Source organism: Streptomyces sp. NPDC046909, assembly GCF_040644695.1.
Lineage (GTDB): Bacteria > Actinomycetota > Actinomycetes > Streptomycetales > Streptomycetaceae > Streptomyces.
This window is the reverse complement of the sequence record NZ_JBEYXC010000008.1, coordinates 90,625-107,910: the sequence shown is the minus strand read 5'-3', so window position 1 is coordinate 107,910 and position 17,286 is coordinate 90,625. Positions and strand designations below refer to the sequence as shown.

The following is a 17,286-nucleotide window of genomic DNA, read 5'->3' as shown; positions in this document are numbered from 1 at the left end:
GCTCAGCTCCCCGTCGGACGTACGAGTGCCGCCGCGGTCCGGGCGAGGATGCAGATGTCCTGCCACAGCGACCAGTTGTCGATGTACGCGTTGTCGAAGCGGGCCCGGTCCTCGATGGAGGTGTCGCCGCGCAGCCCGTGGATCTGGGCGAGCCCGGTGATGCCGGTCTGCATACGGTGGCGGGCCGCGTAGCCCGGGTAGGTCTGGCTGAACTTGGCCACGAAGTACGGGCGTTCGGGTCTCGGGCCGACCAGGCTCATGTCGCCCCAGAAGACGTTCCAGAGCTGGAGCAGCTCATCCAGCGAGGTGCGGCGCAGGAAGCGGCAGAACCATGACATCCGGATCTCGTTCGCCACGCTCCAGCGGGTCGCCGACTCGTGCTCGTCGACCGGGCGGTGGGTGCGGAACTTCAGCAGCGTGAAGGGGCGGCCGTCCTTGCCGATGCGCTCCTGGCGGAAGACGACCCCGGGCCCGTCGGTCAGCCGCAGCACCACCGCGCACACCAGCAGCAGCGGGCTGACCAGCAGCAGCAGGGTGCCCGCGACGAGGATGTCCAGCAGCCGCTTGCCCGCGCTGCCCCTTCTGCGGCCGCCCATGTCGAGACGCCGGCAGGCGAATCCGGCGAGCAGGTCACGGGTGGCGTACGAGGGGGAGTCGGCGTCGATCTCCCACACCGCGGCGCCCGACTCGGCCAACGCCCTTAGCAGCGGCCCCTGTTCGGACCGTACGGACGGGTGGACGACCAGGACGTCCCGGACGCCGTTCTGGATCAGCGCCCGCTCGACCTCCTCGCCGGTCGTCAGCACGGGCAGGCCCTCGCTGCCGTCCGGCTCCTCGGTGACGACCCCGACCGGGCGCACTCCGCAGCGCGGGTGGCGCAGGATGCCGGCGGCGACGCGCTGCGCGGTCGTCGCGGGGCCGATGACGAGGGCCGCGCGGGGCCGGTTCCGCAGGGCCGTGCGGCGCCGCCAGTGCACGACGGCACGGGCCGCGCAGGCCGCCGCCGACTGGAGCAGGAAACCGGCGGCGAGGGTGACGGCGGGCAGCGCGTGCTGCGGGGCGTACGCGGCGACCAGGGCGCCGAGCGCCAGCCAGGAGACCGCGATCCGGCCGCAGACGGGGGGCAGTTCGTCCAGCACGCCCGGTACGGTCCGCGGCAGGTGCGGGCGCAGCAGCATCGACGCCGACACCAGCAGGGCCGCGAGCAGCGGATGGTGGGCGGTGCCGGTCAGCGCGAGCGCGCCGAGCAGCGCGGCGGCCAGGTCCGCGGCGAGCAGCGGTACCGGTGAGGCGGGCCGGGGCTGGGGGCGGCGGTGCGGGAAGCGGAAGCCGCCGGCGACACCGCGCGACGGGATGACCGAGACGGGCGAGAAACCGTGCTCCCGTGGCTGCCCGCCGGGCGAGGGAACGGTGCTTTCGGCGGTCACGAGTGGATGGACTCCCTGTACTCGGTGAGCACGGCATGGTCTGCGGCGCCGAGCAGTTCGCGGTACAGGCCCGCCACCGCCTCGGTCGTGTGCCGTACGTCGTGCGTGGACAGGACGTGCCGGCGCCCCTGGTGGCCGAGGGACTCGCACAGCAGCGGATCGAGCAGCAGCTCGGCGACGGCCCCGGCGAGCGCGTCCGGATGCTCCGGGGGCACGAGACACCGCCCGATCAGACCCGGCGGCAGGCTCTCCCGGGCGCCGTCCACATCCGTCAGCACCACCGGCCGCCCGCACGCCATCGCCTCCAGCGGGGCGAGCGCCATGCCCTCCCAGCGCGAGGGCAGGACCACGAGGTCGGCCGCCTGGTACCACCGCACGGTGTCGCTCACGGCCCCCGCGAACAGCACCGACTCCGGTGCCCGCGCGGCGAGCCGGTCCCGCTCGGGCCCGTCCCCGACGAACACGAGCCGCGCCCCGGGCACCCGCTCCCGCACCGCGTCCCACGCCTCCAGCAGAACGTCCTGCCCCTTCTGCCGGCACAGCCGCCCCACGCACACCACGAGGGGGGCCGCCGGATCGACGTCCGGCAGCAGCGAAGCCCGTACGGTGCCCACGGCGGCGGGGTGGAAGCGGGCGGGGTCGATGCCGTTGGGGAGGACGCTCCAGGGGGCGGCGATCCCGGCGCGTACGCCGGTCGCGCGCTCCGCGTCGCTCACGCACACCACCCGGGAGGCCCAACGCGCCCCCCATCGCTCCCACTTCAGCGCGAGGGCCGCGGTGCCGCCGCCGACCGCCTCGAACGACCAGGCGTGCGGCTGGAACACCGTCGGCACCCGGCCCCGCACCGCGAGCCGCCCGGCCAGACCGGCCTTCGCGCTGTGTGCGTGCACCAGTTCGGGCCGTACCTCTTCGATCACCCGAGCGAGCCGCCGTACCTCCCCGAGGAGCGACGGTCCCGGCGACCGCGCGGCCCGCCACCGCCGTACATCCGCGCCCAGCGTCCGCAGCCCGTCGGCGAAGACGCCGTCCGGACAGGCCACCGAGACCCGCATCCCGGCCGCGAGCTGGGCCCGCACCAGGTCGGTCACGACCCGGGCGACCCCGCCCTCCACGGGCTGCGTGAGGTGAAGGACCCGCGGCCGAGGGTCGGTTGCTGACTGGTGCATTGCGCGGTTTCCTCGCTCACGGATGACACTCGGGACGGGCGGGAACGCGCCTCACTGCTGGGCGTCGACGGCGACGAAGAGCGCGCCGGCCCACGCCGCGTCCCGCTGGGAAACGAGCCGGAAGGCCAGCTGGTCACCACCCGGCCGCAGCGCCTTGCCGAGATCGAACACATCGGAGTCGTAGCCGAGCGTGTTCGCGTACGAGGGGACTCGCCGCGCCGGCGCCGGGCCGGGCTCGGAGATCGTCGAATTCAGCACATCCGTACGGGGGTTGGCGTCGTCCGTCAGTACGGCGGACGCCTTGCGGCCGGTCGTCACGGTGAGCGATTCGCCCGTACGCCCGCGGTCCCCGTCGTAGGCGACAAGACCCGCACGGCCGAACGCGCCCTTCGGGAAGGACAGTTTCGGCAGCCGGATCTCCTGGGCCTTGTCCAAGGTGTCGAAGCCGTCCCACAGGGCCAGACGGCGCAACGGCTCGTCCGCCTTCTCGTACGCCACCACCAGCGTCCAGCCGCCCCACGATCCGGCCGCCGACTTCCCCATCGCCACATTGACCTGGGCGACGGTGTACAGCCCCGAACCGCTCTCCCGCACCAGCTTGGTGACATCCGCCGAGGCCTGGAAGGCGTCCGCGCCCCGAGCCGCCCGGTGGCCGACGAGGGTGTCCGCGAGGACCTCCTTGTACTGGCCGCCGGGCTCGGCGATCAGCACCCGGCCGTTGTCCTTCGGCGGCTTCTGCTCACCGACGCGGAGATTGCCGCCCCAGTAGAGGCGCGCGTACGTGGCCCGGGCGCCCTCGGGCAGCCGGACCTCGGCGCGGGAGGAGTTGTAGGTGTTCGGGTCGGTGTCGACGTCGACGTAGAACATGTCGAAGTCGCCGTTGGCCGCGGCCTTCCCGCCCTGCCCGGCCTTTCCGCCCCGGGCGGACGGGCAGGAGGCCGCCTGGGTCGCGCTCGCCCGGCAGCTGATGGAGGCGTTGGCCGCGCGGACCATCCCGCCGTGCTGGAGCGCGCGGTACCGCTCGGCGAAGGGGAGGCGTTCGGCCTCGGGGGAGGGCGGGGCGGACGCGAGGGCACCGCCGGGGGTCCAGATCGTGGCGAGGGCGAGGGCCCCCACCGTCACTCGGCGCAGCAGCGGACGCGGGGAATGGCGCATGACCGGGGTGGCCCTTCCGGGAAAGGTGCGGGGGGTCGGGGGCGCGCCCGGGGCGCGGTGCCAGGGCGTCAATGAATGCGATTTGCTGGCTATAGGGGTGCGTCAAGAGGTCCGCAACTCTAGTCGCTATCCGTATTAATCCGGCGAAACCCGACAAGTGTGTCGGAATGGTGAAGTCGGCCTCTCGCGAGATCACCCCATTGGCGGCACAACCAGCGAGGGCGCCGCGCGTTGACACAGCGCCGGGTATCCGCCCGGGTGTTTGTTCAACTCAAGGAGCACCTCTCCATGTCGCGTATCGCGAAGGGCCTGGTCCTTACTTCCGCTGCCGTCGCGGCCGTCGCCGGCGGCGCCGGCATCGCCGCCGCCGACAGTGACGCGCACGGCGCCGCCGCCCACTCCCCGGGTGTGCTGTCGGGCAACGTCGTCCAGGTTCCGGTCCACGTTCCGGTCAACGTCTGCGGCAACACCGTCGACGTCATCGGTCTGCTGAACCCCGCCTTCGGCAACACCTGCGTCAACGACTGACGTCGGCGACTGACGTCGGCGCGAAGCGCCCTTTGCCGGCCGCCCTCCCGTGGTTCCCCCGCGGGAGGGCGGCCGGTTTGCGTTGCCCCGAATGGGGGGTGGGGGTCGGGACACGCTGAGTGGGGCTTGACATGCACTCTCACCAGCGGCGACGTCCATGGGCGGCGATTACGGTGCGGAGCGGACCGGTTGCAGAGCGCGGTGAGCGCTTTCACGGTGGGCACAAGATCCGTTCCACATCGAAAGGCATCCTCCATGCGTGCTCTGCCCGCACTTCGTCTTGCGTCCGCCGCAGTCAGTGCCACCCTTCTGATCGGGATCGCCGCGCCGGCCGCGGTGGCGGTCGACCACGAGTCGAAGCGCGAGCGTGCGCTGGCGGCGGCGAGCCTTCCCGTCCCCGGCGCGGACGCGCTGCTCGGGCAGGTCAAGACCCTGGGCAACCTCGGGTCCGTGCTCAAGCCGGTCACCGACGTGCTGAACACCGTGCTCAACGCGGGAGAGGGGATCAGCCCCGAACAGGCGACCCAGCTCCTCGACACGGTCAAGTCCGCCATCGCCGGGATCACGGCGGCAGCCCCGGTGCCGGTCCCGGACACGCCCCTGACGCCGGCGACCCCGCCGGCCACCACCGCGCCGACGACCCCGCCCGCCGCGACCGCGCCGACCGCCGGACTGCCGGTGCCCACCACCCTGCCGACGCTCCCGCTGCCGGTGAACAAGGCGGACAAGGAAGACAAGGCCGCCAAGGGGAGCGACTCCAAGGCGCCGTCCGCCGACGCCGTGGGCGACGCGCTCGCCGCCCTCCAGACCGCGGTCAGTGACCTGCTCGCCGCGGCCTCCGCCACGCCCCCCGACCCCTCGAAGGTGCTCGCGGCCGCCACCGCCGTGGTCGGCAAGCTCCTCAACGCCATCCTCGCCCTGCTGCTCGGCGGCGGACTCCCGCTGCCGCTCCCGGTCGACCTGCCGGTGGACACCGGCGCCGTGACCGGCGTGGTCGGCGGGGTGACCGGCGGGAACAGCCCGGTCGGCGGGGTGACGGACACGGTCGGCGGTCTGACCGGCGGGCTCCCGCTGCCGCTGCCCGCCTCCTGACGCCCCGTCGTCATTCCAGCTGTGGTGCCGGTCCCGGACCGGCACCACGGCTGTTCTGTTTTCCTATTGCTTTCTTATAACCCCCGGGAATCCCAACGGGTGGGATACGCGGGGGATGCAGAAATTTTCTGCGTACGGGGTTTCCGCACCGGTCGGGGGTCGTTAGGCACGGCGTCAGAATTCCCCCTGGTGACGTGAGTTGCCGAAGAAAGGAACACGATGAAGTCCCTGAAGGCTGCCGCTGTTGTTGCCGGTACCGTGGCCCTCGCCGGCGCTGCCGCGCCCGCGTTCGCCTACAGCACCGCCGACGTCACGCCCACCAGCCTCACCGGCGCCGTGAACACGCTCACCAGCGGCCAGCTCGCCCCCGCCGACGTGATGCCGTTGCAGCACCAGTCGAACGCGCTCGACACCGAGAACAAGGACTCCGTGCTCAACACCGTGAAGGGCGCGACCGCCACGCTGAACAACAGCGGACTCATCGGTGGTCTTCCGCTCGGCGGCTGACGTATTCACCCCGCGATACCTCGCCGGAAAGGGCCGATTCCGTGGCGCATGGAATCGGCCCTTCGCGCTGTTCGAGGCCGCGTCCCTCGTTCGTGTGGACCCTGTCCGGGGTATCGCCCGGTCGGGTGAGAACGGGCCCGGCCGCGTTCCGGCCCGTCGATATGGTCGCGCGGTGACCTCAACCCAAAGCGAAACCCGCCCCTTCAACGCCGCCGACCTGGGCACGCTCGTCGTCATGGCCTGGAGCGGCGATGCCCCCGACGGCCACATGCCCTACCTCCTCGCCTACACCCTCGGGGATGCCGCGGGCGGCCCGGAGGCCTCCACGGCCGCCGTGGAAGCACTGCTGGAGAACAACGGCCTGCCCGTCGGCGGCGACCTCGTCGACGGCAACGCCCGCCCCAGCCTGCCGGTCAGCCTGCTCGTCGAGTCCGGCACGGCCGTCGTCAACATGCCCGGCTTCAACGCCCAGTGCACCCCGCCGCCGGAGTGGCTGGAGGCGGTCGCCGAACGCGGCTTCGCCTACTTCGTGTTCACCACCCGCCCCTGGCCCGAGGCCGAGCCGGGCAAGCCCGTCGAGCCCGAGGCGCTGGCCGCCTTCGCAGGCGCCGACGACACCCTGAACGCGGCCGCGCACGTCGTCCTCCCGGCCCGCAGCCTCCGCGGCTGACACAGCGGTGATCTCGCGGTGAACTCACGTACCGCAGGCGGCAGTCGCGCGTTCGCCGTACTGCTGGTGCTCACCGGGGCCGCCGGGCTGCTGGCCTCCTGGGTCATCACCCTCGACAAGTTCAAGCTGCTTCAGGACCCGGACTTCACCCCGGGATGCAGCCTGAACCCCGTGGTGTCCTGCGGCAGCGTCATGAAGAGCGACCAGGCCTCGGCCTTCGGGTTCCCCAACCCGATGCTGGGCCTGGTCGCCTACGCCGTCGTCATCTGCGTCGGCGTCAGCGTCCTCGCCGGTGCGCGCTTCCCCGGCTGGTACTGGCTGTGCTTCCTCGCCGGGTGCGCGTTCGGCGTCGGATTCGTGTCCTGGCTCCAGTTCCAGTCGCTGTACCGGATCAACGCCCTGTGCCTGTGGTGCTGTCTGGCATGGGTCGCCACCATTCTCCTCTTCTGGTACGTGACCTCGTTCACCGTAAGGAATCAATTCCTGCCCGCACCCGGCTGGTTGCGATCATTCTTCGGTGAATTCACCTGGGTCGTACCGGTGTTGCACATCGGAATCGTCGGAATGCTGATCCTGACCCGTTGGTGGGACTTCTGGACGAGCTGACAAATAAGCCGTCGTACTACTGCGGCAGTCGGGCGAATCTTGCACTGATGGCTGTTCCAGGATCGTTACGGGGTACGGACGTTGAGCCACCGAATCCTGAAAGGGACCGTGCCTGAGATGAAGTCGACCACCCGAGGAACCATTGCCGCCGTCATCACCGGCGTCGCGGCCGCGGTGGGCGCCGCCGCGACCCCCGCCGCAGCGGTGGAGACGGTCCCCGTACCCGTGCCGCTGGACGGCATCGAGAAGTCCCTCAACGTGGAGCTGCCCAAGGTCGGCGGCGAGATCCCGCTGCCGATGCCGGGCGCGCCCGAGGGCCCGCAGTACGTCGAGGGACGCCTGATCCCCGAGCGGGTGATCCCGCAGCTGCCGATCTCCGGCGGGCTGCCCGGCGTGGGCATGCGGGCGCCCCTGCCGCACGTCCTCGGCGACGACTTCGACCACGTCGGCGTCGGCACCCCCGCCTCCGACCTGCGCACCCTCGCCCCGGGCCTGGCCCTGGACGCCCCGCTGACCGCGCCCAACGCCGACAACTTCGGCCTGCCCGAGCCGAAGCTCCCGCAGGTCGGCGTCCTCACCCCGGTCCTCCAGACCGTACCGGCCGCGAACCTGGTGATGGGCCCCGGCCTCTGAGACCGGCCCTGCCAAGGAGCCCGCTCGGACCACCGGACGGTGACCGTGCGGGCTCCTTCGCGGTTACCGGTACGGATCAACCGAACCGGACGAGGAGCACACGATGGTCGTCAGTGTCGGCGGAGTGGCCGTGGGGGCGGAACCCGGAGCGAGCGGCCAGGCCAGACCCGGCCCGGCGGACGTACCGCGAGGCGGGCGGCGGGATCTGCTGCGCGGGCTGCTCGCCGCGGCCGGCGCCCTGGCCCTCGCCCCGGTCGTCGCGGCCTCCCGCCCGCCCGTGAAGACGGACGACCCCGGCCGCCTCGCCTTCGACGAGACCTACCGGGGCCGGCACATCCGCGGCATCGAGATCACGGCGGGCCGGGCCTTCGGCGCCGGCCAGTGGCACGTCACCGTCGACGGCCGCCAGCTCCAGCTCATGCGCCGCGCCGACGGCACCTGGCTGAGCATGGTCGACCACTACCGCTCGTACGACACCCCCCTCGAAGCGGCCCGCGCCGCCGTCGACGAACTGGGGCCGGGGCAGCAGCTGCGCGAGACGCCCATGGTCCACACGGGGGGACGGACGGGGCAGGCGGACCACATGGGGGGACCGATGGACAACATGGGGGGACACCATGGCGTACGTCCGTAAGGACGCGAGCACGCTCACGAGCGCCGAGAAGCGGCGGTTCGTGAAGGCGATGCTGGAGGTCAAACGGCGGGGCGAGTACGACGAGTTCGTGCGGATGCACATCGACTTCTACGTCACCGACGGCGAGGGCGGACTCCGTACGGCCCACATGGCGCCCTCCTTCCTGCCCTGGCACCGGCGCTTCCTGCTCGACCTGGAACGGGCGCTGCGCCGGGTGGACCCGTCGGTGAGCGTGCCGTACTGGGACTGGACCAAGGACCGGCGGGCGGGCGCCGCGCCCTGGACGAAGGACCTCCTCGGCGGCAACGGGCGGCCCTCGGACCGGCAGGTGATGACCGGGCCGTTCGCCTACGCGTCGGGCGGCTGGACCATCAGGGAGGGCGTGACGGACGGGGAGTTCCTGACCCGGGACCTCGGGCGGGCCCGTGACCCCATCGGGCTGCCCACCAAGGGCGACCTGGAGGCGGCGCTGGACGACCCGGTCTACGACGTCTCGCCCTGGGACTCGACGTCCCCGAAGGGGTTCCGCAACCGGTTGGAGGGCTGGGGGAGCGGGCGGGGGCCCGTCGCCTGGCGCAACCACAACCGGGTGCACCGCTGGGTCGGCGGCGCCATGCTCGGCGGCGCGTCCGTCAACGACCCGGTCTTCTGGATGCACCACGCCTTCGTCGACCTCCAGTGGTACCGCTGGCAGCGGCGGCATCGCGGGGCCCGCTATCTGCCCGCGAAGCCGGCGGCCGCCGGGAGCGCCCAGTACCGGCGGATCGTCGCGCGGCACGAGAAGATGCCGCCGTGGGACGTGACGCCGGACTCGATGGAGGACGTCAGCGGGATCTATCGGTACGCGTGACGTCGTACGCCTGACGCCTTCAGGCGTGCGGCGGGGCGCGTACGCCGAAGAGCCCCGGCGCTCGGAGTGCCGGGGCTCTTGCGGTGTGAACGGTGTGACGTGGCGTCAGTCGCCGTAGCCGTAGCCGCCCTTTTCGTGACCGTCGCTGACGTTGGCGCAGGTGTTGCCGAACGCCGGGTTCAGCAGACCGATGACGTTGATGGTGTTGCCGCACACGTTGACCGGCACGTGGACCGGGACCTGCACGAGGTTGCCGGACAGGACGCCGGGCGAGCCGACGGCCTCGCCCGAGGCACCCGCGTCCGCCATGGCCAGACCGGCGCCGCTGAGCGCCATGGCACCGGCGCCGAGGGCGACTCCGGCCACCTTCGCGATGCGAGACATCACGTTCTCCTTATTGGTTCGGTGAGTGCGACGGCAGGACGCGCCCCCGCACTTCCCGTTCAACGCCGCCGCTCACGGCTGGTAACGGCGAGCATCTGCGGATCACCCTTTTTGAACATCGGCGGAGCGGGAGGAGGAGTGGGGAGGGGAGCGGGAAGGGGGGCGGGAAGGGGGGGGCGGAAAATTCGCTTCGTCCGGGTGCGGTGCCTCAACTAGCCTCCCGGCATGGCTACCGACCCGCTCATGCGACTGTTCACCGACGAGATCCGGGTGCGTGCCTTCGCGGCGGTGGCCCTGGGCGCGGGAACCCCGGAGGAGGTCGCCGAGGCGGCCGGGCTGTCCCCCAAGGCGGCGGCCCTGGCCCTGCTGAAGCTGCGCGAGCAGGGCGTGGTGGCGGCCGGGGGCGGCGGTGAACTGGCCGTCGCCTACGAGCTGTTCCGGCAGCACGCGCGCGAGGGGCGGTCGGCGCAGGCGCCCGAGGCCGCCGGCTCCGAGGAGGAGCGCACCTTGCAGACCTTCGTACGGGAGGGGCGGCTGGTGCGGCTGCCCGCGCAGTGGAACCGCAAGAAGCTCGTGCTCCAGTACATCGCCGAGCAGACCTTCGAGCCGGGTGTCGAGTATCCCGAGCGGACCGTCAACGAGAAGCTGCGGGGCTGGTGCGAGGACGGCGACGTCGACCATGTGACGCTCCGGCGCTATCTGGTGGACCTCCACCATCTGCACCGGAGCGACGGGGTCTACCGGCGGGGCGACGCGGCGGCCTGAGCCTTCTCCCCGGAGGTCAGGGGAGCTGTCGTACGGGGGAACCCGCGAGGTAGGCCTGGATGTTCTCGACGGCCTGGCCGTAGTACGTCCGGTAGTTGGCCTGCGACACATAGCCCAGGTGGGGGGTGGCCAGCAGGCGCGGGGCTGTGCGCATCGGGTGGTCGGCCGGCAGGGGCTCGATGTCGAAGACGTCGATGCCGGCGCCCGCGATCCGGCCCTCGTGCAGGGCGGCCAGGAGGGCTTCCTGGTCGACGATGGCCGCGCGTGAGGTGTTGACCAGGTAGGCCGTCGGCTTGAGCAGGGCCAGTTCGGCGGGGCCGAGGAGGCCGCGGGTGCGGTCGCCGAGGGCGAGGTGCACCGAGACGAAGTCGCTGTCGCGGAGCAGGTCCTCCTTGGAGGGGGCGAGGGCCACGCCCACCTCGTCGGCGCGCTCCTTGGTGAGGTTCTGGCTCCACGCGCTCACCTCCATGCCGAAGGCCGACCCGATCCGCGCCACCCGGCTGCCGATCTTGCCGAGCCCGAGGAGGCCGAGGCGGCGGCCGTGCAGATCGGCGCCGACCGTGGACTGCCAGGGACCGCCCGCGCGCAGGGCGTTGCCCTCCTCGACGATCCCGCGCGCGAGGCCGAGCAGCAGTGCCCAGGTGAGTTCGACGGGCGGGGTGGAGGAGCTGGCCGTGCCGCACACGGTGATGCCCTGCGTCTCGGCGGCGGCGTAGTCGATGACGCTGTTGCGCATCCCGGAGGCGACGAGCAGCTTCAGCCGGGGCAGCCGGGAGATGAGCGACGCCGGGAACCGCACCCGCTCCCGCAGGGTGACCACGATGTCGAAGCCGGCCAGCGCCTCGGCGAGGGCGTCCTCGTCGTCGAAGTGGGTGTCGAACGAGACGACCTCCACGTCGTCCGCGACCGGTGCCCAGTCGGCGAGTTCGGTCGCCACCCGCTGGAAGTCGTCGAGCACAGCACAGCGCAGTCGCACGTGGGTCCCTCTCCCTGTACCTGTCCTTCAGGGCCGTGATGCATGGCCGGGAAGATCGACTGTACGCCGGGTACGGGAACGGGATTCGGTCAGATTTTCGCGGGCGGCCCGCATCGGGGCGACGACGTGCGGAGATGAGGCGCCCCCGGTGGGGCAGCGACTGCATCTGTACGGGCCTGGATGGGGCGTGAGCTGGTTCTTTCCGGCACGGTGGCGGTGCCGCGGGTGCGTCGGCGCCGTCGTGGGGGTGGTTCCCGGTGACGGCCCCGGGTGGAGGGCCGCGCGGTGTGTCTGCGGGTGTCCATGGCGGTCCTGCGAGCGGTGCTGGTACTGGCGTCGGCTTTGAGGTGTGGGTGCGCCGTGGTTGTGCGTTGGTGGTGGCGTCGGTGGCCGGGTATGCCTCGTATGTTCATCAGCGGGAGTTCGCTCTGCAGGGCGGGGCGGATGTGGTGAGCGCGACGTTGTGGCCGTTGTCCGTTGATGGTCTCTTGTTGCTGGCGACGGTGGGGCTGCTGAACTCGTCCCGGAATGCGGGGCGTCGGGCGCGGACAGTGGTCTGGCTGACCTTTCTGCTCGGGATCGCGGTGTCGTTGGCGGCGAATGTGGCGGCGGCTCCTGCGCTCGCTTGGCGGCCGATGTTGGTGGCGGGCTGGCCTCCGGTCGCCCTGTTGCTGTCGGTGGAACTACTCGCCCACCGCCCGGCCGGCCGGGCGGGCAGCGAGAGTCCGGATGAGCCGTCCGAGCTTGGTGACGAGACTCGGCGAGACGGCGGCATGCCGCGGGATCGAGAGGCGAGCGGAGCGGACGGTCGTGAGCCGGACTCGGTTGAGCGAGACGAGACCGAGACTGCGCGGCGAGAGACAGGACGCGACAGCCGAGAGTTGACGGGCGGTGACGAGACGGCGCGTGCAGGGAGTGGGCCGGTCGGTGGTGATGGGTCGCGGTCTGCCGGGGCGACGGCGGAGGAGGTGATGTGGGAGCACTTTCGGCGGCAGTTGGCCGCCGGTCATACCCCGAGTGGGGCGGAGTTGGATCGGGTGGCGGGTACGAACAATTACGGGCGGGCTGTTTTGGCCCGTTGGCGGCGGACTGGGCGGATCCCGGACCCGGTAGACGGGACGCACGTGAACGGAGACCACGGTCACTCGTGATCCGTCGCCCGCGTCCGTGAGGGTCGCCGAGGCACCGTAACGAGCCGGGTCAGCGCCTCCAACGCCGTCTCCATCACGTGCAGTTGGTCTGCAGCGGGAGACACCGGGCCCCATGGAGACCAAGGCTCGCCGCGCACCCTGCGGCCAGCGCCCGTCGCCAGCAATGTGCCGACATCCGCGTCACTCGGAAACGGTGAGCCACCTTCCGGTCGCCGGCCCGGCCCCGATCAGGTCGACGGCTGCCACCGGACGTCGGGTCCGCTCCTCAGCCGTCGGTCCGCCGCCATCGGGATACCTCACCCGTCGGATCCTTCGGGTAGGCCGTCCGGATTCTGCCCGCGCATCGACTGCGGGCATCGGGCGCGGAGTTGGTGCTCGTCGCAGTGCCTTCGGGGGACGTTGGGGGAGCGGCGGGGGGTGTTGATTCGGTGATTCGTTAGGGAACTTTCACGCCTGCGGTTGAGCCGATGCGTTGGGTGACCAGGTGATGCGCGGGGAGTTGTCCCGATGGCTGGTTCTGTTCGATCGGGTCGTGGGTTGGTGTTGGGTTTCGTGCCGGCCTCCGGAGTCCAAAGGCCCTGCAAAAGGGAGCAGTTGCTTTTCTGCCCCTTCCTTGTTTGTGTTCCGCAGTGGTTCGCGTGCGCACTTGCGCCCTCCTCGGCCGGATTGGCTGATTCGGCTCGGCGCGTTTCGATCAATCATTACTGAACGTGATTGCTAGAGCTGTAGGTGTGGCTTGCGGCTGGTGAACTGGCCGCACTATTTAGGCAGGTCGGACGCTATTTGGCCGCCCGCTGATGTTACTTAAATCACGTTGACGTTCGTATTGTGTCGCGCATTTACTCGCTCCACCTGTGAACAATCTGTGACTACGGGGTGGGGTTGTGGAGATGGGGTGGGGGCGCCGTCGTGCCCGAGTGCGAAGAAGTGGCACGCATTGCGTGGTCGGAGGGGTGTCCGCGGTCGCAGTGCTGTTGTCCCTACTGCCGGCCGTGACGATTGCGGCTTCCGGCTATGCGCAGGCGGCAGAACTGCAATCCGTACTCACCGAGCAGTCCGCCTCTGAGCGTGCGGCGGCGACGGGCGAACCCGTTGAAGTGACCGCGGCCCGCACGGAATACAGCAACACGGTCGCCAACCCGGATGGCACCTTCACCCTCACGCAGTCGACGCAACCGCAGCGTGCCCGGGCCGAGGACGGCACGTGGAAGGACATTGACGTCACGCTGGAGAAGCGCGCGGACGGCAGTGTCGGTCCCAAGTCGGCTGTGGTCGACATGGCGTTCTCCGGGGGCGGCAACGGTTCGGCGCTGCTGCGGCTGGGGCGGGACGGGCAGGAGTTGATGCTCGGTTGGCCCACCACCCTGCCGGAGCCGGTCCTGGACGGTGCCATAGCCACCTATGCCGATGTGCCCATCAAGGGCGTTGACCTGCAGATGACGGCGGAGGCCGAGGGCTACCGCGAGGTGCTGGTGGTCAAGACGGCCGAGGCGGCGGCGAGTTCTGAGCTTGAGGAGATCAAGCTGGCCGCCACCGGTGATGGTCTGAGCTTGGTGCCGGGCGAAGGCGGCGGCGTGCGGGTCGTCGATGCGGACGGCAACGTGGTCTTCCGCGGACCGGCGGGCCAGATGTGGGATTCCGCGGGCACTGAGACTGCGAGCCTTCAGACCCAGCTCTTGTCGACGGCCGCTGAGGAAGTCCAGGCCGAGCAGGGAACCAGTGACGACCCGGCCCATCCTGACGAGGGCGACGCCACAGCGGAACTTCCGGTCACCGTCGGAGAAGGCACCGTATCGGTCCAGCCGGACCTGAACCTATTGCGTGGTCAGGAAACCGTCTACCCGGTGTTCATCGACCCCTCGGTCGGGCTGGGCCTGTCGGAGTGGACGAAGTTGTCGTCGGACGGCGACAAGTTCTGGAAGTTCAGCGAGCCCAAGGGCGTGGGACGCTGCGGTGTGGCAGACGGCTATGCCTGCAGCACGGGTGGCTACACCGACCGGATGTACTTCGAGTTCGGCCCGGGGGCACTGTCCGGCAAGCACGTGCTGGACGCGACGTTCCGAGCGTATGAGACATGGTCGTTCAACTGCACCCCGTACTGGGTGGATCTGGAGCGCACCGACAACATCAGCGAGGGCACGCGCTGGCCCGGGCCCAAGCAGCTCGACCAAATGGTCGACAGGTATGTCTCGGCGGGGCGCGGCGATCTCTGCAGCCCCGAACAGCCCAACAAGTGGATCGATTTCAACGACAACCCGAAGGAGTCGGACGAGAACCTGACCTCTACGGTCCGGGCCTTCGCCGCCGGCAAGTTCCCCCGCCTGACACTGATGCTGCGGGCCAAGGACGAGAGTGAGCCGCGGGCCTGGAAGCGATTCGACAACAACGCCGAGCTGAAGGTCTGGTACGTGCACACGCCGGGCGTTCCGACCTCGGTCGGCGCGATCCCCGGCACCGGGACCACGGCCGCCTGTCGCCCCGCCTCCGACCCACTGACGGTGACAGTGGATACGCCGACCGTCCAGGCCCGGGTGCAGACAAAGGTCGAGCAGAACCAAGGGGAGGAAGAAGGGTATCTGCAGGCCGAGTTCGTGATGCAGCGCTCCAGCACGGATACGACTTCAGGTACCTGGTCGCAGGTGTGGAGTGACTACAAGCCGGACTCGGGCTGGGACCCGGACGGCACCTTGGAGAAGACCACTACCACCAAGCGGGCCGACGGCGGCCTGTATCGGTTCCGGGCTCGCACACAGTCGCACTGGAGCTACGACGGCAAGTCCGGCGATCTGTTCTCCCCGTACTCGTCCTGGTGCTACCTGCGGATCGACTCCACCGCGCCCAAGATGCCGACCATCACCTCCAACACCCCGTACACCGAGTGCCTGACCAACGACTGCGCCCCGCACGGCGGCCCGGGAGTCGCCGGCTCCTTCACCTTCGGCCCGAACGCCGCTGACACAGATGTGAAGGCCTACCGCTGGCGCTTCATGAGCAGCAAAGCCGATGCCACCAAGACGGTGAACGCGAAGGCGACCAACGCCCCGTTGACCGTCACCGATGTCAAGCCCGGCCTGGGTGGCACGCAGACGCTGTCGGTCGAGGCCAGTGATCTGAAGCTCGACAAGGACGGGCGCGTTCGCTGGGGGCCGCCTGCCTATTTCACATTCAAGGTGGACCCGCCCCTGGAGGCGAGCGGCCGCTGGCACTTCGGTGAGCTCAAGCCCGGTACCGGCACCATGACGGCGGCGGACACCGCCACCGTGGGCGCACGCCACAACGCGACCCTGGTCGGCGAGGCGGGAACCGGCGGCTCGACGAGGGCCCGACGGGGTGCGGGTGACTACTCGCTGCGCCTGAACGACCTCACCTCCGACCCGGCTAAGCAGACCGGACATGCGGCCACCGCGTCGCCCGCTGTGAACACGCAGGACTCTTTCACCGTCTCCGCGTGGGCTTATCTGACCAACGCCTCGGCGAACCGGGTCGTGCTGTCGCAGGCGGGTTCCAAAACCACGGCGTTCGCGCTGTATTACTCGACTGCGTACAAGAAGTGGGTGTTCAACCGTGCGGACAAGGATCAGTCGGGCCCGGTATTCATCCGCTCCCTCGCCGATACGGCCAATCCGCCGCTGAACGTGTGGACGCATCTGGCGGGGGTGTTCAACACCCAGGGTGACGCGGACAAGAGCAACGACACCATCCAGTTGTTCATCAACGGGCAGCCGCAGGGCAGTCCCGTGGTGCTCGCCAGTGCGACCACGACGTATGAGCCGTGGGCGGCAATCGGGGGTTTGCAATTCGGTCGTGCGGTGTCGGCCGGAGTCGGCGTGGACCACTTCTTCGGTCTGCTGGACGAGGCGGCCGTCTGGCAGGACCCCCGCAGCCCGGAGCTGATGCGGGACGAGGACCGTCTGGAGACGGACGGCGTGGCCGCCAACGAACTGGTGGCGCACTGGGACGCCACCATCTCCTCGGGAACCAAGGTCGCCGAGAGCCCGGAGGACCCGGACAACCCGGCCAGTACATCGTTCCCCTACGGTCGTGGAGGCCTTGCACTCTCGAGCTCCGGGGCGGCGTTGACCGGAGAGGACGCCACCGCCTTGGTGCTGGACGGTGCGGCGGGATATGCCTCGGTGAGCGGACCGGTCGTCGATGAGACGGGCTCGTTCACGGTCTCGGCCCGGGTGCGGTTGAAGAAGGCCACGCTGGACTCCAAACCTGTCGGCTATCGCGGGATGGTGGCTGCTCAGGCAACTCCGATGGGCAAGGAGTCCTCGTGGGCGCTGTGGGTGGAGAAGGCCGCGGATGGCGTCTATCAGTGGAAGTTCGGACGTACTGCTGTCGACTCTGCCGGCCGGGTCGTCGACACCGCTGTCGCCCCGGCAGAGGCAGCGGTCGGTGACCGGGAGTTCGGCACCTGGGTTGATGTGACCGGAGTCTTCGACGCAGGGCAGGACTTCACTGCCGACGACGGAACCCAGCACTTCGGCGTCGCGCAGCTCTACGTGGGCCCGTTCATGCAGCAAGGCGAGGAAGACCCCGGCCTTGCCGCCGCGCAGCAGGGCACAGGCGTGTTGTCCGCCGGGAGCGGCTCTACGAGCGGTGCCACAGGGCACTACCTGCCGGGCGATCTGGCCAAGCTACGCGTGTGGGTCGGCGCTATGACAGCCGACCAGGTGAACGCCCAGATCGCGAAGCCCTCGACCTGATCCGCGCGGCGGTCGCCACGCCGCTCTTTGACC

The 17,286-nt window shown here is 70.4% G+C and carries 16 protein-coding genes; 11 read left to right on the top strand and 5 right to left on the bottom strand.

Annotated elements, in window-relative coordinates; genetic code table 11:
• Positions 1 to 2 precede the first annotated feature (2 nt).
• Genes ABZ928_RS26325 through ABZ928_RS26315 form a run of 3 tightly spaced genes read right to left on the bottom strand, consistent with a single transcriptional unit; the run spans position 3 to position 3,748 of the window.
• Positions 3 to 1,427, bottom strand: a complete 1,425-nt coding sequence (locus ABZ928_RS26325) for an exopolysaccharide biosynthesis polyprenyl glycosylphosphotransferase (protein WP_361523647.1) — start codon at positions 1,425 to 1,427, stop codon at positions 3 to 5.
• Positions 1,424 to 2,593: a glycosyltransferase gene (locus ABZ928_RS26320; RefSeq protein ID WP_361523644.1), complete on the bottom strand. Its 1,170-nt coding sequence runs from the start codon at positions 2,591 to 2,593 to the stop codon at positions 1,424 to 1,426. The genes ABZ928_RS26325 and ABZ928_RS26320 overlap by 4 nt, the downstream gene beginning before the upstream one ends.
• 51 nt (positions 2,594 to 2,644) lie before the next feature.
• Positions 2,645 to 3,748: a DUF3344 domain-containing protein gene (locus tag ABZ928_RS26315; RefSeq protein WP_361523641.1), complete on the bottom strand. Its 1,104-nt coding sequence runs from the start codon at positions 3,746 to 3,748 to the stop codon at positions 2,645 to 2,647.
• 288 nt (positions 3,749 to 4,036) lie between these two features.
• On the opposite strand from ABZ928_RS26315, the gene ABZ928_RS26310 reads away from it, so the two are divergent.
• The 8 genes from ABZ928_RS26310 (at position 4,037) to ABZ928_RS26275 (ending at position 9,268) form a co-directional block, all read left to right on the top strand.
• Positions 4,037 to 4,276: a chaplin gene (locus ABZ928_RS26310; protein ID WP_361523638.1), complete on the top strand. Its 240-nt coding sequence runs from the start codon at positions 4,037 to 4,039 to the stop codon at positions 4,274 to 4,276.
• Between the two features lie 255 nt (positions 4,277 to 4,531).
• Positions 4,532 to 5,368 (top strand): hypothetical protein, encoded by an 837-nt coding sequence (locus ABZ928_RS26305; protein WP_361523635.1) that lies wholly within the window; start codon positions 4,532 to 4,534, stop codon positions 5,366 to 5,368.
• A 219-nt stretch (positions 5,369 to 5,587) separates the two neighbouring features.
• A complete protein-coding gene (locus tag ABZ928_RS26300; RefSeq protein ID WP_361523633.1) occupies positions 5,588 to 5,875 on the top strand; it encodes a hypothetical protein in 288 nt (95 codons plus the stop codon).
• A 172-nt stretch (positions 5,876 to 6,047) separates the two neighbouring features.
• Entirely contained in the window at positions 6,048 to 6,545 is a 498-nt protein-coding gene (locus ABZ928_RS26295) for a DUF5949 family protein (RefSeq protein ID WP_361523630.1), read from the top strand.
• Positions 6,546 to 6,563: 18 nt separating this feature from the next.
• Positions 6,564 to 7,151, top strand: coding sequence for a vitamin K epoxide reductase family protein (locus ABZ928_RS26290; RefSeq protein ID WP_361523628.1), 588 nt, complete (start codon positions 6,564 to 6,566; stop codon positions 7,149 to 7,151).
• 117 nt (positions 7,152 to 7,268) lie between these two features.
• A complete protein-coding gene (locus tag ABZ928_RS26285) occupies positions 7,269 to 7,784 on the top strand; it encodes a hypothetical protein (RefSeq protein WP_361523625.1) in 516 nt (171 codons plus the stop codon).
• Between the two features lie 103 nt (positions 7,785 to 7,887).
• Positions 7,888 to 8,418, top strand: coding sequence for a tyrosinase family oxidase copper chaperone (locus tag ABZ928_RS26280; RefSeq protein WP_361523623.1), 531 nt, complete (start codon positions 7,888 to 7,890; stop codon positions 8,416 to 8,418).
• Positions 8,402 to 9,268 carry a tyrosinase family protein gene (locus tag ABZ928_RS26275; protein WP_361523620.1) on the top strand — a complete coding sequence of 289 codons (867 nt, stop codon included), beginning with the start codon at positions 8,402 to 8,404 and terminating at the stop codon, positions 9,266 to 9,268. Before ABZ928_RS26280 ends, ABZ928_RS26275 begins: the two co-directional genes overlap by 17 nt.
• 105 nt (positions 9,269 to 9,373) lie before the next feature.
• Here the strand turns inward: ABZ928_RS26275 and ABZ928_RS26270 are convergent, their stop codons facing one another.
• A complete protein-coding gene (locus ABZ928_RS26270) occupies positions 9,374 to 9,652 on the bottom strand; it encodes a chaplin (protein WP_361523617.1) in 279 nt (92 codons plus the stop codon).
• 225 nt (positions 9,653 to 9,877) lie between these two features.
• On the opposite strand from ABZ928_RS26270, the gene ABZ928_RS26265 reads away from it, so the two are divergent.
• Positions 9,878 to 10,417, top strand: a complete 540-nt coding sequence (locus tag ABZ928_RS26265; RefSeq protein WP_361523615.1) for a DUF2087 domain-containing protein — start codon at positions 9,878 to 9,880, stop codon at positions 10,415 to 10,417.
• A 16-nt stretch (positions 10,418 to 10,433) separates the two neighbouring features.
• Here the strand turns inward: ABZ928_RS26265 and ABZ928_RS26260 are convergent, their stop codons facing one another.
• The gene (locus tag ABZ928_RS26260) at positions 10,434 to 11,393 is read right to left on the bottom strand and encodes a D-2-hydroxyacid dehydrogenase family protein (RefSeq protein ID WP_361523612.1); all 960 of its coding nucleotides are present in this window, start codon (positions 11,391 to 11,393) and stop codon (positions 10,434 to 10,436) included.
• 257 nt (positions 11,394 to 11,650) lie between these two features.
• On the opposite strand from ABZ928_RS26260, the gene ABZ928_RS26255 reads away from it, so the two are divergent.
• Positions 11,651 to 12,544: a DUF2637 domain-containing protein gene (locus tag ABZ928_RS26255; RefSeq protein ID WP_361523610.1), complete on the top strand. Its 894-nt coding sequence runs from the start codon at positions 11,651 to 11,653 to the stop codon at positions 12,542 to 12,544.
• A gap of 890 nt (positions 12,545 to 13,434) precedes the next feature.
• A complete protein-coding gene (locus tag ABZ928_RS26250) occupies positions 13,435 to 17,253 on the top strand; it encodes a LamG domain-containing protein (protein ID WP_361524658.1) in 3,819 nt (1,272 codons plus the stop codon).
• Positions 17,254 to 17,286 lie beyond the last annotated feature (33 nt).

Bases quoted from the DNA above. Each gene is read 5' to 3' on its own strand.
- ABZ928_RS26320 (WP_361523644.1), bottom strand. From the start codon at position 2,593: ATGCACCAGTCAGCAACCGACCCTCGGCCGCGGGTCCTTCACCTCACG.
- ABZ928_RS26315 (WP_361523641.1), bottom strand. From the start codon at position 3,748: ATGCGCCATTCCCCGCGTCCGCTGCTGCGCCGAGTGACGGTGGGGGCC.
- ABZ928_RS26310 (WP_361523638.1), top strand. From the start codon at position 4,037: ATGTCGCGTATCGCGAAGGGCCTGGTCCTTACTTCCGCTGCCGTCGCG.
- ABZ928_RS26305 (WP_361523635.1), top strand. From the start codon at position 4,532: ATGCGTGCTCTGCCCGCACTTCGTCTTGCGTCCGCCGCAGTCAGTGCC.
- ABZ928_RS26300 (WP_361523633.1), top strand. From the start codon at position 5,588: ATGAAGTCCCTGAAGGCTGCCGCTGTTGTTGCCGGTACCGTGGCCCTC.
- ABZ928_RS26285 (WP_361523625.1), top strand. From the start codon at position 7,269: ATGAAGTCGACCACCCGAGGAACCATTGCCGCCGTCATCACCGGCGTC.
- ABZ928_RS26280 (WP_361523623.1), top strand. From the start codon at position 7,888: ATGGTCGTCAGTGTCGGCGGAGTGGCCGTGGGGGCGGAACCCGGAGCG.
- ABZ928_RS26275 (WP_361523620.1), top strand. From the start codon at position 8,402: ATGGCGTACGTCCGTAAGGACGCGAGCACGCTCACGAGCGCCGAGAAG.
- ABZ928_RS26270 (WP_361523617.1), bottom strand. From the start codon at position 9,652: ATGTCTCGCATCGCGAAGGTGGCCGGAGTCGCCCTCGGCGCCGGTGCC.
- ABZ928_RS26265 (WP_361523615.1), top strand. From the start codon at position 9,878: ATGGCTACCGACCCGCTCATGCGACTGTTCACCGACGAGATCCGGGTG.
- ABZ928_RS26250 (WP_361524658.1), top strand. From the start codon at position 13,435: ATGGGGTGGGGGCGCCGTCGTGCCCGAGTGCGAAGAAGTGGCACGCAT.